This is a genomic window from Streptomyces sp. NPDC029159 (genome assembly GCF_055564055.1).
Genome location: NZ_JBVHWT010000019.1, coordinates 15,635 through 28,386 on the forward strand (window position 1 = coordinate 15,635; position 12,752 = coordinate 28,386).

13 protein-coding genes are annotated in these 12,752 nt (G+C 72.8%); 7 read left to right on the plus strand and 6 right to left on the minus strand.

Annotated features, from left to right (window positions below; all coding sequences use genetic code 11):
- Nucleotides 1-136: 136 nt before the first annotated feature.
- Nucleotides 137-1,252: a baeRF3 domain-containing protein gene (locus ACZ4U4_RS27995; RefSeq protein ID WP_467879793.1), complete on the plus strand. Its 1,116-nt coding sequence runs from the start codon at nt 137-139 to the stop codon at nt 1,250-1,252.
- A 155-nt stretch (nt 1,253-1,407) separates the two neighbouring features.
- On the opposite strand, the gene ACZ4U4_RS28000 is transcribed toward ACZ4U4_RS27995, so the two are convergent.
- Nucleotides 1,408-2,805, minus strand: a complete 1,398-nt coding sequence (locus ACZ4U4_RS28000) for a DEAD/DEAH box helicase (protein WP_467879796.1) — start codon at nt 2,803-2,805, stop codon at nt 1,408-1,410.
- A gap of 599 nt (nt 2,806-3,404) precedes the next feature.
- On the opposite strand from ACZ4U4_RS28000, the gene ACZ4U4_RS28005 reads away from it, so the two are divergent.
- The gene (locus ACZ4U4_RS28005; RefSeq protein ID WP_467879799.1) at nt 3,405-3,557 is read left to right on the plus strand and encodes a hypothetical protein; all 153 of its coding nucleotides are present in this window, start codon (nt 3,405-3,407) and stop codon (nt 3,555-3,557) included.
- Between the two features lie 94 nt (nt 3,558-3,651).
- Here the strand turns inward: ACZ4U4_RS28005 and ACZ4U4_RS28010 are convergent, their stop codons facing one another.
- A complete protein-coding gene (locus ACZ4U4_RS28010) occupies nt 3,652-4,971 on the minus strand; it encodes a hypothetical protein (protein WP_467879802.1) in 1,320 nt (439 codons plus the stop codon).
- Nucleotides 4,972-5,172: 201 nt separating this feature from the next.
- Between ACZ4U4_RS28010 and ACZ4U4_RS28015 the strand changes: the two genes are divergently transcribed.
- Complete coding sequence (locus ACZ4U4_RS28015) at nt 5,173-5,871, plus strand: metal-dependent hydrolase (RefSeq protein ID WP_467880043.1); 699 nt, start codon at nt 5,173-5,175, stop codon at nt 5,869-5,871.
- 99 nt (nt 5,872-5,970) lie between these two features.
- On the opposite strand, the gene ACZ4U4_RS28020 is transcribed toward ACZ4U4_RS28015, so the two are convergent.
- Nucleotides 5,971-6,513 (minus strand): class I SAM-dependent DNA methyltransferase, encoded by a 543-nt coding sequence (locus ACZ4U4_RS28020; protein WP_467879805.1) that lies wholly within the window; start codon nt 6,511-6,513, stop codon nt 5,971-5,973.
- Between the two features lie 409 nt (nt 6,514-6,922).
- Between ACZ4U4_RS28020 and ACZ4U4_RS28025 the strand changes: the two genes are divergently transcribed.
- Nucleotides 6,923-7,633, plus strand: coding sequence for a hypothetical protein (locus ACZ4U4_RS28025; RefSeq protein WP_467879807.1), 711 nt, complete (start codon nt 6,923-6,925; stop codon nt 7,631-7,633).
- Between the two features lie 8 nt (nt 7,634-7,641).
- Nucleotides 7,642-8,403 carry a bestrophin-like domain gene (locus ACZ4U4_RS28030; protein ID WP_467879810.1) on the plus strand — a complete coding sequence of 254 codons (762 nt, stop codon included), beginning with the start codon at nt 7,642-7,644 and terminating at the stop codon, nt 8,401-8,403.
- Between the two features lie 121 nt (nt 8,404-8,524).
- Here the strand turns inward: ACZ4U4_RS28030 and ACZ4U4_RS28035 are convergent, their stop codons facing one another.
- The gene (locus ACZ4U4_RS28035; RefSeq protein ID WP_467879812.1) at nt 8,525-9,379 is read right to left on the minus strand and encodes an NAD(P)-dependent oxidoreductase; all 855 of its coding nucleotides are present in this window, start codon (nt 9,377-9,379) and stop codon (nt 8,525-8,527) included.
- Nucleotides 9,380-9,594: 215 nt separating this feature from the next.
- The gene (locus tag ACZ4U4_RS28040) at nt 9,595-10,356 is read right to left on the minus strand and encodes a sulfite exporter TauE/SafE family protein (RefSeq protein ID WP_467879815.1); all 762 of its coding nucleotides are present in this window, start codon (nt 10,354-10,356) and stop codon (nt 9,595-9,597) included.
- 83 nt (nt 10,357-10,439) lie between these two features.
- On the opposite strand from ACZ4U4_RS28040, the gene ACZ4U4_RS28045 reads away from it, so the two are divergent.
- Nucleotides 10,440-11,384: a LysR family transcriptional regulator gene (locus ACZ4U4_RS28045; RefSeq protein ID WP_467879818.1), complete on the plus strand. Its 945-nt coding sequence runs from the start codon at nt 10,440-10,442 to the stop codon at nt 11,382-11,384.
- Nucleotides 11,385-11,403: 19 nt separating this feature from the next.
- Here the strand turns inward: ACZ4U4_RS28045 and ACZ4U4_RS28050 are convergent, their stop codons facing one another.
- Entirely contained in the window at nt 11,404-11,787 is a 384-nt protein-coding gene (locus tag ACZ4U4_RS28050) for a hypothetical protein (protein WP_467879820.1), read from the minus strand.
- A gap of 91 nt (nt 11,788-11,878) precedes the next feature.
- Here ACZ4U4_RS28050 and ACZ4U4_RS28055 point away from each other — a divergent pair, with 91 nt between their 5' ends.
- Complete coding sequence (locus ACZ4U4_RS28055; RefSeq protein ID WP_467879823.1) at nt 11,879-12,691, plus strand: helix-turn-helix domain-containing protein; 813 nt, start codon at nt 11,879-11,881, stop codon at nt 12,689-12,691.
- Nucleotides 12,692-12,752: the final 61 nt, after the last annotated feature.

A 12,752-nucleotide genomic window follows, 5' to 3' on the forward strand; every position in this document is an offset into this window, starting at 1 on the left:
GGTCGGGCGGTGCGCCCCGGGGCAGCTTCCGTCAGGGCGGGCTCCGTGAGGCGCCGTCGCCGCACTTCGCGGCTCTTCCGCCCCTCCCCGATTCCGCTTCGGCTCCGTGAATCCTCGCGCCGAAAGAAGGCTTCCGATGCATGCAGCGCTCTCTTCCGCCGACCTCGCCCAGCTCCGACGGCGGCGGCCCTATCCAGCCGTGTCCGTCCTGATGCCCACGCACCGTCGCGAGCCGGACAACGCACAGGACCCGGTCCTGTTGCGGAACATGCTGGCGGAGGCCAAGGAGCGGCTCCAGGACGATCCGGACGTCTCCAGGGAGCGGCGGATCGATGTCGTCGAGCAGTTGGGCCGGGCGGTGTCGGAGATCGACCTCGCGCACGCCGAGGACGGCCTGGTCGTCTTCGCGGCGCCGGGGGAACACCAGGTGTGGTCGCTGGGCCGTACGGTCCCGGCCCGGGTGGTGCTCTCGGACACCTTCCTCACCCGCAACCTCGTGGCCGCCCAGGCCGCCGAGCACCCCTTCTGGGTGCTGGCGCTCTCCGCCGACCGCGTCAGCCTGTGGAGCGGCACGGCCGACCGCCTCACCGAGGCCCACCGCGGCGGCTTCCCCCTGACCCGCAGCCTGGTGGACCCCGACCCCGAGGACCAACTACAGGTGGGCAACGTGCCCAGCACCTTCCGTGACGAGCACACCCGCAAGTTCCTGCGGGACGCGGACACCGCCCTCACGGCCGTCGTCAAAACCGCCCCCCGGCCGCTGTACGTGGTCGGCGAGACGGCGGCGCTCTCCCTGTTCGAAGAGGCCGGGACGGTCGTACGGGGCGGCAACGGCACCGGGATCACGGTGACGCAGGTCCCGCACACGGGGCTGGCGGCCGGCCCGCCGGACGCCCTCCGGCAGGCGATCCGCCCGTACGTCGAGAAACAGGCGGAGGCCGAAGTCGCCGACGTACTGGCCGAACTGGACCGGGCACGCGGCCGCCGGACGTTCGCCGCGGGCGTGGACGAGATCCGGCAGAACGCCGAGGAGGGCCGGGTCGCGCTGCTGGCGGTGGAGGAGAACTACCGGGAGACCGTACGGGACACCGGCGAGCACCTCGTGCCGGCCGAGCCCGGTGCCCCGGACTCCGTGGACGACATCGTGGACACGATCGTGGAACGGTCGCTGGACACCGGCGCGGACGTGCGGTTCGTGCCCGACGGCGTACTCGCCGAGGTGGGCGGGATCGCGGGGACGTTGCGGTATTAGCCCGGGTCCGGTCCTGTCGGCCCGCCGCCGTCACGCTCGAAGCGTTTTCTTCACGAAGGCAACGAGCCCGGTTCCGTCACACTCGGCCGGTCCGGCTCCGCTGGAAGCCCGGCCCCTGGGATCCGCGGTGGCCGAGCAGTGACGGGCAGTGGCTCTCAGGCGCCGCGCCGCACCCGGGCCGCCTTGCGGGCCTCGGCGAGCTTGCGCGCCTCGTTCGCCTTGCGGGACGGCTTGCCGCCGCTGCCGCGGGAGGCGCTCTTGGCGGTGCCCAGGCCACGGAAGGGGGCGTTGGTGTTCTTGGGCCGGGCTGCGGCGGGGCCGCCGTCGAGCGGGATGCCGGAGGGGGTCCTGGCCCCGGTGATCCGGCTCAGCTCCGCCTCGCCCGAGCGCACCTTGGTGGTCGTCGTCTCGATGCCGGCCTCGGCCGTCAGCCGGTGCAGCTCCCGGCGCCCGCCGGACAGCACCAGCGTCACGACGCTGCCGGACTCCCCGGCCCGGGCGGTGCGGCCCGCACGGTGCAGATAGTCCTTGGGATCGGTGGGCGGGTCGACGTTCACCACGAGATCGAGGTCGTCGACGTGCAGGCCACGGGCCGCGACCTTGGTCGCCACCAGGGCGGTGACCTGGCCGTTCTTGAACTGTGCAAGGGTCCGTGTGCGCTGGGGCTGGGACTTGCCGCCGTGGAGGGCCGCGGCGTGCACCCCGTGGGCCCGCAGATGCCGGGTGAGCTGGTCGACGCCGTGCTTGGTGTCCAGGAACAGCAGGACGCGGCCGTCGCGGGCGGCGATCTCCGTGGTGACGGCGTACCGGTCGGGGCCGTGGACGACCAGCACATGGTGGTCCATCGTGGCGACCGCGCCTGCGGACGGGTCGACCGAGTGGACGACCGGGTCGTGGAGATGGCTGCGGACCAGCTGGTCGACGTCGCGGTCCAACGTGGCCGAGAACAGCATCCGCTGGCCGTCGTGGTGCACCTGGTCCAGTACCTCGGTGACCTGCGGCAGGAAGCCCATGTCACACATCTGGTCGGCCTCGTCGAGGACGGTGATCCGTACCCGTTCCAGGCGGCATGCCTTGCGCTCGACGAGGTCGTGCAGCCGGCCCGGCGTGGCGACGACGACCTCGGCCCCGTCGCGCAGCGCAGCGACCTGCCGGCCGATCGACACCCCGCCGACGACCGTGGCCGTCCTCAGGCGGAGCGCCTCGGCATACGGTGCGAGCGCCTCGGACACCTGCTGGGCCAGCTCCCGGGTGGGCACCAGGATCAGGGCCAGGGGCTGCTTCGGCTCCGCACGCCGCCCAGCCGTCCGGACGAGCAGCGGCAGGCCGAAGGCGAGCGTCTTGCCCGATCCCGTGCGCCCGCGCCCCAGGACGTCGCGTCCCGCGAGGGCGCTGGGCAGCGTGGCCGCCTGGATCGGGAACGGCTCGCGCACGCCGCGCTCGGTGAGCGTACGCAGCACCTCGGCCGGAAGGTCCAGGTCGGCGAAGGTGACCGGGGACACCGCTTGGGCGGCGTCGCCGTGCGGGGTGCTGGGGCGGTCCGGGTGGTTCATGAAGAGCCTTCCGCAGGGGGAACGTACCGAGAAAGGCCCGGCAGGATGGACGAACGGCCGACGTACGGAGAAGCCGGCGGGCGGAGTCGCCAGCCGTCACGGCCGTCCAAACGGTGAAGATTAACACAGAGTGACAATTGGATCTGCATCGCCGCACGGGTGCCCTCCTGCCTCCGCCGTACCACGGCGTCTGCGGGTGACGTGATCCTTCTCGTCCGAGGAGGGTCATCTTCAGCCTCCGGTGCGGTAGTTCACCCTGCGGATCACCGGCGAGCCCGGCTTCCGCCGCCCGTTCGGGGTTCAAGCCAACCTCCAGGAAGGCCGGCGCGCGCTGCGCGGAAGACCATGTACGGCCGGACCGGGCCGCTCCCTCCGCCCTACCAGGGCCGCGTGGCGGACCGGATCGCGGCAGGAAGATCCCTCAGCCTCCGAGGGCGCCAACCCGGTGATATCTGCCAGGTGGCCGGCTTCGGCCCCTTCGACGGGGCTGCCGGAACTCCGGTGCGGCAACGGCGCGTTTCTCCGACCGTGGACGACTCCAGCGGGTACAGCGTGCCATTTGGCTTCATCCCCGTACTGCTCTTCGGGGCGCCCCCGCGGTGATCTACTACGACCCCGCCGACCCCGACCGCGCGTCGCTCAAGGGCTACGACGGAGCTCTCGTCCATTGGTTCTTCGTGGTGATCGGCCTCGCGGCCACCGGCCTCGGGCTGTACCTCCTCGTCACCGTGCCTCTCGGCGGCTCGATCTAGGTCGCCGGATGGGTATCTCGGCGGGAGACGGCGCACTCCTGGGGCCGGGACATCCCGCTCGGCCAGGTCGGTGCTCACGTATGCCTCGGTGGCATCAGAAGCGGTGCACCGGGACGGAGTGCGCCGCCCAGTGCCAGTTCACCGGGGCGTTCTGCCGCTTCAGCGCGTTGCGCCCGGGGCCGTAGCTCTTCAGGGCGGCGCGCACCGCGGCTTCCAGGTCGCCGAGGTCCGGCGGTACCGGCACCCGGAGCAGCAGGTGCTGCTTGCGGTGGACGAGGAGCAGTTCGCCGGCGGGTGAGCAGCCCTTCAGGGAGAAGTGGGTGAGCGCCGTGAACGGCGCGTCCGGAGTGGGTATGCGGGCCCGCATCTGCCCGTCGGCGTCCCAGGCGTACAGACCGTGGCGGTTGAGGTGGAAGGCCCGTCCGCGGTACGGGTCGCCCGCCACGGTGAAGCAGAAGCCGGGGTACGGGCTGTCCTCGTAGCGGTGCATCCCGTCCAATCTCCCGCGTACCCCGCCCTCCCCGTCGAGCAGCAGGAAGGCGAAGACCTGCCCGCGGTTGCCGGACCGGTACATCCGTCCGAAGACGGGGACGACGAACAGGTCGTCGCCCATGGCCGAGGGGCGGCCCATCTCGCAGTCCGTGTAGTCGTAGCGGGCGCGGTCGTCCGTGGAGACGAGCTGGGTGAGGGAGGGGGACGGGCGGTTGGCGCCGCCGACGGGGGCGCCGTCGAAGACGACGTGCGTGCGCCGGTCCGCGTCGGTCTGCCGGTCGGTGCGTGCGTCGTGTGTGGCGATGGCTCGCAGGGTGGCCTTGGTCCCGGGGCCGAGGGTGGTGCCGGGCTCGGAGAGCGCGACGAGGTTGGCGACCTGCCCGGCGTGATTGCTCACCCCGTACTCGGCGAGGGCGCACAGCAGCCGGCCGGAGGGCGTGACATCGATCGAGAGGGCGAAGGGATCGCCGGTCCGCTCCTCGTTGCCCCGGTCCCACGGTGCGCGCCAGGACTCCACGAGGCGGCTCAAGTCGGCGGAGAAGAGGTGGGTGTTGCCCGGCGCGGAGCTGATCGCCACCGTTCCGTCCGGGAGGACGGCGAGGTTCATGTCCGACCCCTCGGTGAGACCGGTCGGGACGTTGCCGGGCGTCGGCCCGCCGAGCAGGGCCGTCGCGGTGGGCGTCCCGTCGGCGGCGAACCGGGTGAGCAGGTGGTACGTGAAATTGAGTTGGAAGGGGTCCGCGGAGGCGACGGCCTGCGGTCGGTAGCGGACCGCTCCGCACAGCGCGTACGTCTCACCGGCCGCGTTCGCCGCCACGTCGTACGTCTGGAACGCCCATCCCTCGGAGGGTTTGGCGGTGAGGTCGACGCGGTGCTCGCCCACCACGGCGGCAGGCAGGGTCAGAGGAAGGATCGCAGCCATGACCGCCATCCTGCCCCCGACCACTGACAACGGGCGCGGCCGTGGCAGTGGCCCCGCGCCCCTCATCGCCCCCCGCACCGACGGTGACCAGCAGCTCAACGCGTCGACCGCCGCTCGCCTGCGGGTCCGCGCTGATAGCGTCTGCGCCGTCGAAGGCGTGTCGTCGTGTACGCGCCGTAGGGGGAGGACGAACGCACCATGATGGGCCATTCGCATGCGATGAGCGGGGCTCTGCTCTTCGCAGGCACCTCACCTTTTCTGCCGCCGCTGCTGATGCACGCTCACCTGGCGCCGGAGGAGATCTTGATGGGCACGGTGCTCTGCGCCGGTGCCGCGCTGTTGCCGGACCTGGACCACCATGACGGCACCATCGCCAACTTCCTCGGCCCGGTGTCCAAGACGCTGTGCCGCTTCGTGGCGTGGATCTCCGGTGGCCACCGGCACGCCACCCACTCGCTGTTCTTCGTGGCGCTGATGACCGCGGGGACCTGGGCCGGTGTCGAGTACCTGGGGCGGCCGTTCACGCTCGGTATGACCTTCTTCCTTCTGGCCCTCGCGGTCCGGGCGCTCAATCTCTGTCCGCCCGGCCACGGGTTCTCCGCCTGGGGCACGATCGTGGCGATGGCCGGGATCGGCACCGCCACGATCGCGAAGTTCATCCCGTCGGCCCCCGGTTGGCTGCCGTACGCCGTCGGTCTGGGGTGTCTGGCCCACCTCCTCGGCGACTCCCTCACCAAACAGGGCGCGCCGTGGCTGTGGCCCCTCAAGAACCGCTACGAGATCGTCCTCATCCAGCACAGCGGCAACAAGCTGGAGACGGAGATACTGACCCCGATCATGGGGATCGCCACCGTCGTCCTGCTGTGGTTCACGGCGCTGTCGCCGCACCCCTTCAGTTAGGGCGTGACCGGTCGCTGGCACTCGACCTCTGCGACTTCCCGAAGAGCATCGTGTTCTTCTGCCCCGCCCCGGACGGCTCCCGCCGGGCGCCGCGGCCGGTCAGGGCCTGCGGTGCACGGAAACCGCGTAGGGGCCGCCGGTGTAGGGCTCGCGTGACCAGGTCGCGTACCTGGCCTCCGGCGCGAGCCCCGCCGCGTGGCAGTGCGCGTCGTAGTCGTCGAGACCGTAACCGCGGTCCAGGGAGAATCCGGCGATGAGATGGCCTCCGGGCCGGACGTGCCGGGCCGCCCCGGCCACCAGGTCGGCCTCCGTCCCGGGCGGCGTGAACAGCGGGACGTTGCCCGCCATCACCACGACGTCGAAGGTCCGCCCCAGATCGAGGCCGACCAGGTCACGGCGGTGCCAGTGGATCTCCGGCGCCCGGCGCCGCGCGGTGTCGAGCATCGAGGCATCGGCGTCCACACCCGTCACCTCGATCCCGTGCCGGGCCAGCTCCACGGCCACCCGTCCCGTGCCACAGCCCGCGTCGAGCACACTCGTCGGCGCGAAGGCCCGGATGAACACGGCCTCACCGTGCACGTCCTCCCCCGCGGCAGCCATCCGGTCGAATCGGGCCTGGTAGTCGTCACCGTTCCACGTCATACGTCCCACCCTGGCACACCGGTCGCTGACCGCCGCAGGGGCCTTCTCCGTCCCGGCCGCGGGAGCGTGAAACGCGGCACACTCCACCCACGCCTCCCCTCCGACCAGCGGTTTCCTGGCTCCGCTCACATATCCCGGCAGCAGCGGCAGGGCGGTCAACGATCCGACCTCATCCGCTGCTTGACCCCCTCGCGCCACGAACTGGGCGACGAACCAACGACGTTCCGGACCCGATCCGCGGCATCGGGCCGCCACGCACCCGGTCTCCTTTACACACATCCCACGACCACACACGCGCACTATCCGCTTTTCCCACCATTTGAGGGAACCCCAGAGATCATCGCGCCCGGGGCGGCGTCGTGCTGCACAGAATTGCGGTGTGTGCCAACTCCACGTAATACCCCGGCCGGTGGCCGGTCTCGCCACCGCCGCCTTCCTGATACTGACCGGATTCGCCGCGGTGCCGGTCCTGGCCTCCTCCGCCGCGGCCGACCAGACGCACGACAACGGGCACCGGACCGGACACAGCGCCACGCACGGCTCCCGGCACGACGGAGGCCACGCCACCGTCGGTGATCACTCCGTCCACGCCTCGTCCGGCGACTCCACCGCATCCGTCACCCCGGACGGCGCGTACGCCTCCTCCGGTGACAGCTGTGCGTACGCCGGGGCATGGCCGCCGGCCGTCGGTGTGGCGACCGGGTTCCCGATGCCGCCGGACTGGCATGTCCCCTGTACGGAACCGACCCCCACGCCCACGCCCTCGCACGAGCCGACGCCCCGGCCCCGTCCGTCGGAGACCGGCCCGCGCCCGACCCCCACGCCCGGGACGCCCTCGCGCCCGCCCACGCCGCCGCCCGCGCCGCCGGCCTCACCGCTCCATCCGGCGCCGCCCGCTCCCCACTCTCACCGGCCCACCCCGGCGCCGTCCTCCCCCGCGTCGCCGGGTGCGTCCCCGACGTCCCCGCCCAACTACGCGGCGGTGGCGCACAAGCCGCACAGCGGGAGCTCGATGGTGACCAGGACCTTGGTGATCACCACCCCCGCCGTGCTGGCCGGGGTCGCGCTCCGCCCCCGTTCACGTTCCTCGTCCGGTTCTTCCGGACGCCGTTCCTCGTAGGAGAACCCATGTCGCAATGGCTGGTACTGGCAATCGCCACGGCCGCCGTCTGTGGCGTCGTCCTGGCCATCACGGTGCTCAAGCAGCGCCGGATCGGCGAGGACGACGACCCGTCCGAAACCCCCGATGTCATCGAGTACATGACGATGATGGTGGGGGTCGTCTACGCGATCGTGCTGGGGCTGGCGATCGCCGGGGTATGGGAGGCCCGGGGCACCGCGGAGGACACCGTGCGCACCGAGGCGCAGGCCCTGCACGAGATCAGTGCGCGGGCGCGGGCCTACACCCCGCCGGTGCGCGACCAGATCCGCGCCGACGTCGACCGGTACGTCACGTATGTGGTGCGGAAGGAGTGGCCGGTGATGGCCGAGCGGGGTGAGATCACCGCGCAGGGCACCGAACTGCTCGCGAAGGTCCGCGCCGATGTCACCGACCACCGTCCCCGTGACACCTTCGAGGAGCAGTCCTACCAGCCCCTCGTCGACCAGGTCGCGGTGGCGGACGGGGCGCGCAACGCCCGGGCGGACGCGGCCGGTACCGCGCTGCCGGCCGTCGTGTGGTTCGGGCTGATCAGCGGCGGCGTCGTGACCGTCGGACTGATCTTCACCCTGCAGATCCGGCGGTCGGGGAAGGAACTGCTGATGGCCGGTCTCTTCAGTGCGCTGATCGCGTTCCTGCTGTTCCTGGTCTGGGACCTCGACGCACCGTTCAGCCGCGGCCTCGCCGCGGGCGTCGACTCCTTCACCGCGCTCTTCCCGCAGGCGGGGTGACTCCCACCTCCGGCCGGTGCCCCCACCCGGGCCCCAGCCGGAGGTCTGCCGGCCCCTGGCGGCGAGGACAACGGCGGCCGACCGGGCAGCCCACACCTGTTCCCACACCGCCGCGAGCCGGTCAGGTGCGGAACTCCTCGCGGGCGGTGGTCTTACGGGTCAGGTCCACGAAGTCCGGTTCGGAGCCCTTGATCGCGGTGACGGCCTCCCACAGGCGGCCGGCGGCGGCATGGGAGATCGGCAGTTGCCGGGCCGGGTCGGGGACGGCGGCGAGCAGGGTGTCATCGTCCTGCGCCGAGCGGCGCAGCGGGCGCGGGTTGGTGGTGTCCCGGGCGCGGGCGACGACCGCGGCCATGGGGCCGACCGCCATCAGGTCCAGCGCGGTGTCGTAGTCCTGCCCCAGGTGGTCGGCGAGGTCCAGGGCCTCGCGGATACCGGCCTCGGCCGCCATGACGGCGACGTTGGTGATCAGCTTGTAGGCCACCCCGGCTCCCAACTCGCCGACGTGCCGCACCTTCCCCAGTGTCTCCAGCACCGGGCGCGCCCGCTCTTCGACGTCCGGTGCCGCGCCGACGAGGAAGGTGATGCCGCGCTCACGCGCGTACTTCACACCGCCGACGATCGGCGCGTCCAGGACCGTCACCCCGGCGGGGGCGGCGGAGACCACTCGGTGCAGCAGTTCGGGCGTGGTGGTGGAGCAGACGACGACCAGGGAGCCCTCCGAGGCACCGGCGAGGATGCCGTCGGGGCCGAGGTAGGCGGCGGGGATGTCGTCCGACATCACCAGGCCGAGGGTCAGCTGCGCGCCGTGGGCCGCTTCGGCCGCGGCGGGGTGGACGGTGGCGCCGAGGGCGGCGGCGCGTTCCCGTTTGGCGGGGTCGGTGTCGCTGATCCGGACCTCGTATCCGGCGGCGACGAGGTGGGGGGCCAGCTGCTCCCCCATGTCCCCGAAACCGATGATCGCGACCGTCTTCATTCCGTCCCTCCAATGTGTCCGTGGGCAGGCGGGGCCGTGCAGGTGAAGTGGGCGGCGCCCGGGCGGGCCGTCCCGCACCGCAGGAAGACGTAGCGGTGCGTGAGGGAAAAGTTACCGGTGGGCAGGGTCGGTGGCGGGGCAGGATCGCCGGTCGGACGCCGTCCGCACGAGGGGCGGCGGGTTCGCCGTCGCGGCCGTGACGGGGTCTCGCACCGTCAGCCGCGCAGAAAGTAGCGGACGGTCGTGATCACGGCAGTCGTCAGAAGGACGCCCCGCAGCAGCCGGGCCGGGAGGCGGCGGGCCAGGTGGGCTCCGGCGAAGCCGCCGGCCACGGCGCCGAGCAGCATGGCGGTGAGGAGCAGCGGGGCGCCCAGGGCGTCCGGGGCGAGGAGGAAGAGTGCGGTGGCGCTGAGATGGACGGCCGCCAGTTGGGCGGCGCGCATCGGGTTGCCGACCGCGGCGTCCAGGTCGAGGCCGATGCTCCACAGGGCGAGCATCAGGATGCCTACGGCTCCGCCGAAGTATCCGCCGTACACGGCAAGGAAGAACTGCCCGATCAGGACGGCGCGTCCGCTCATGCCGACCGGGCGGCCGAGACCGCCGGTCAACGCCCGGGAGAAGGGACGGCCGAAGGCGAGGGTGGCCGTGGCGAAGGCGAGCAGCCACGGCGCCGCGGCGTCGAACGACGCGGCGGGCAGCGCCAGCAACAGGCCCGCACCGACGCCGCCCCCGATCACGCTGACCGTCGTCAACGCCCTGACGGAGGTGGGTCCGACGGGTGTGAGGTCGCGCCGGTACACCCATGCGCTGACGATCGCGCCGGGCACGAGGGCGACCCGCGACACCGCGTTCGCCGCCACCGGCGGCAGGCCGAAGGCGACCAGTGCGGGCAGCGCCACGAAGGTCCCGCCGCCCCCGATGGCGTTCAGGGCTCCGGCGGCCACACCCGCCAGCAGGGCAGGGAAGAACTCACTCATGTGCCGAGCATCAGCCTCGGATAGGCGGTTCCACAATGCGGAATCTCCAGACGTAGGCTTCGGCTGCGCCTTAGTCTGAGCAGGTGCGCTACGACCTGGACGATCTGCGGCTCTTCCTCCACGTCGTCACGGAGGGCTCGATCACGGCGGGGGCTCGGCGTATGCATCTGAGCCTGCCGTCGGCCAGTGCCCGGGTGCGTGCGCTGGAGCACCACGCGGGCGTGGCGCTGCTGATCCGCGGTCGCCGGGGCGTCCGCCCCACTCCGGCGGGGACGGCGCTGGCCCGCCATGCACGCGGCGTACTCGACCGGACCGCGCAGCTCGAAAGCGCCGTGGCGAGCTACGCCCGGTCCCCGAGCGCCCCGCTGACCCTGCTGGGCGGCGGTTCCGCGATGCACGGGCTGGTGCCGCAGGCCCTGACCTCGTTCCTCCGCGCCCACCCGGACACCGATGTCACCGTGTCCGAGAGCCGCACCCCGCAGACCGTGCGCAGGCTCGCCGACGGTGAGGCGGAGTTGGGGGTGGTCATCGACGACGAGGCCGGTGACTGCGGGCTGCGCACCGAGCCGCTCGGCGACGACTCCCTCTTCGTGGTCGGCCAGGTCGGCGGGGTTCTCAGCGGCCGGACGGCGCTGACCTACAGCGAGGTCGCCGAGCATCCGCTCGTCGGGCTGGACGCCGACTCCTCGCTGCGCCGCTGGATCGAGAAGCGCCTGGGGCCCCACGCCCCGGTGGTGCGCCACCGCACCACCGTCGCCGACCTGGGCGTCCTCGTCTCCCTCGCGGCGGCGGGCGCCGGGCTCGCCGTCGTCCCGCGGCGTGCCGTCGATCCCCGGCAGCCCCTCGACGTGTGCGCGCTCCAGGACCCCTGGGCCCGTCGGAACCATCTGCTGGCCTGGGGCGTCAAGGATCGCGCCACCTCCCCGGAGGCCCTGGCCCTCGCCGAACACCTGCGCCGGGCGGCCCGGGTTTCGCCGCCGTTCGGGGCCGTACGGGGAGCGGATCCGGACGGCCTTCCCGGCCGCTGAGCACTTCCCGGCCGAACGGTCAGGCGTGCTCGCGCCAGACCAGAACGGCGGCCACCGCGAGCAGGGCGAGGGCCGCGAGGTCGATCCGGGCGACCCGCATCGTGGCGCCGTTGAGCCCCGGGGTGGTGTGGGCGAACAGCAGGAAGGTGCCCATGCTGACCCCGCCGGCGGCCATGGCGGGCACCCGCAGCGGCGGGAGGAACACCGCGCAGAGCAGCCCGATGCCGACCAGTGCCAGCAGCACCGCGCGATGGCGGAGCAGCAGCATCAGGTCGGGGCTGTCGTCGGCGTCGACCCCGTAGGCGGTGCCGATCCGGGACGGGGCGAGCGCCACGACGCCGGGCAGCAGGTTGACCGCCCCGACGAGGAACAGCAGGGCGGCGGTGAGGCGTTCGGTCGGCACGGCGGCGCTCCGATCGAGGGTGATGTGCGGGCCGGGGTGTGCGGCACGGCGGCCGGGAAGGGCGGACGGACCCGGCGGTTAGCATGCCCGCATGTCGCCCGCGCCGCTTTCAGAAACGTGCTGCGACCGGGCCGCGTTGTGGCTGTGGCCGGGGCAGGCCCTGTACGTCGGGCCCGCGTTGGGGCTGGGGTTCCACTCCGGTGCGGTGAGCTGTCTGGCGGTGGGCGTCGACGGGGATTTCACGGTCGAGGTGGAGCACGGCGCCCGGCACCGGGCCCGGACGGCGTGGGTGGCGGCCCGGGTGCGGCACCGCATCGTCGCCGGCGGGACCCGGATGGCGTTCTGCTATCTCGACCCGGCGTCGGAGCGGGAGCGGGCCTGCCGCCGGCTGATGGGCGGCGGCGCCGAACCGGCCCTGGGCCATGCGCACCAGGACGAACTGGTACGCAGGGCCGTGTCGTTGGGCGCGGACGCGCCGCTCTGGGAGGTCCGGGGCTGGCTGGAGCTGGCCGGCCCGGGCGGGCACGACGGCGGCCGGGACCCGCGCATCCTCCTGGCGACCGCCCGGCTGGCAGGGCCGCGCGGGCAGCGGGTCGCGGCCCGGGAGCTGGCCACCGAGGCGGGCCTGTCCGTCTCGGCGTTCCTGCGGCTGTTCCGCGCGGAGACCGGCACCACCGTCCGCCGGTACCGGCTGTGGGCCCGGATGCTGCGTACCGCCGAACTGCTGCGGACCTGGCCCGATCTGGGCACCGCGGCCGTCGAGGCGGGGTTCGCCAGCCCGTCCCACTTCAGCAGCGCCTTCCACGCGATGTTCGGGCTGCGCCCCAGCACTCTGCTCTCCGGCCGCGCGGTGATCCGCACGGTCGGGCATCCGCCGGACGTGTCCGTCCCGTCCGCGGGCTGAGCGACGGCGGGCCGCCACGGGAGGCAGGCGTGGCAGGAAGGGTGGGGTTCTCGTCATTGCG